The sequence below is a fragment of the Parachitinimonas caeni genome (genome assembly GCF_030129945.1).
GTDB lineage: Bacteria > Pseudomonadota > Gammaproteobacteria > Burkholderiales > Chitinimonadaceae > Parachitinimonas > Parachitinimonas caeni.
This window is the reverse complement of the sequence record NZ_JARRAF010000124.1, coordinates 1-1,244: the sequence shown is the minus strand read 5'-3', so window position 1 is coordinate 1,244 and position 1,244 is coordinate 1. Positions and strand designations below refer to the sequence as shown.

Annotated in this window: 1 protein-coding gene; it reads right to left on the bottom strand. The window is 67.4% G+C overall.

Annotation, left to right across the window (positions count from 1 at the left end; all coding sequences use genetic code 11):
• On the bottom strand, positions 1-1,244 hold a 1,244-nt coding region (locus PZA18_RS23885; RefSeq protein ID WP_284103399.1), incomplete at both ends, for an AMP-binding protein.

The window sequence follows — 1,244 nt, the reverse complement described above, 5'->3', positions numbered from 1 at the left end:
GAACCTGAAACCAGGAAGAAGTCCGATTCCGGCGTCAGCGCGCCCTGATAGCCCAGACAGCTGCGCCAGCAGCCAATCAGCAGCCGCAGCCCCGGTTCCAGCCCGGCCTCGTCGGCCACCGGGGCGGCCTGCTCACGCCAGGCATGGAACAAGCCCACCACGCCGGCCCGGTCCAGCTTGCCGGTATCGGTGCGTGGCAGCTTGGCCACCGGGAAGATGGCCGACGGCAGGTGCGAGCGGGTGTAGTGGCGGGCCAGATGTTGTTGCAGACCGCCCAGGCTGGCCGGCTCACCTTCAATCGCCAGAACCAGACAGGCTTCGGCCGTGCCGGCCCAGGCCACCGCTGCACCGGCTGCCACCACGCCCGGATACTGGCTGGCCTTGCCTTCCAGTTCGCCCAGACCGATGAAGTTGCCGCGTACCTTGCAGCTGTCGTCCATCCGGCCGCGCAGGGTGTAGAGGCCATCGGTGCCACGCATCGCCATGTCGCCGGTACGGAAGTAGGCGCCATTCGCATCACGGCCAAAGCGCTCGGCCGTGCGTTCCGGGTCGTCCAGATAGCCGTGCTGGTCGAAGTCGCCATAGATGATGAGTTCGCCCCATTGGCCATCGCGCAGCCGACGGCCGTTGGCATCGACCACGGCAAAGGCGACGTGTTCGTACGGGGTGCCTATCGGCAACGTCGCGCCGGGGACCATGGTCGTGCAGTCCACCATCGAGGCGGCAATGCAGGTTTCGGTCGGGCCGTAGCTGTTCCAGATCTGCATCTGCCGGCTCAGTTGCTGCATGTCGCCCGGCGCCAGGAAGTCGCCGCCGCTGATGCAGACTCGCGGCAGCGGCTGCAGCCCGGGCATGCGGTTCCAGGCCGCCAGCAGTGCCGGCGCCGCCGAGATCACATCCGGCCGGTAGCGGTTCAGGAAGTCGCGGGTCCGCTTCTCGTCGAGCAGGCTGTAGCGATCAACGACCACGCTGGTGCCTTGCAGGGCCCAGGCCAGCAGGACTTCCTCAAGATAACCATCGAAGCTCGGGGAGAATTGCTGGGTCACCCGCAGGCCCTGCGGCAGTTGCAGCCGCTGCAGCAGCGATTCGAGGTACTGGGCGACGGTGCGGGCGGCCACGCAGATGCCTTTGGGCCGGCCGGTGGTGCCCGAGCTGTAGAGGATCCAGCCTGTCGGGTTGTCGTCGAGGGTCTTCACGCTCTCGAAGTGGCCCCAGTCTGTCTCCTGCGGCGCCACGGTCTGGCG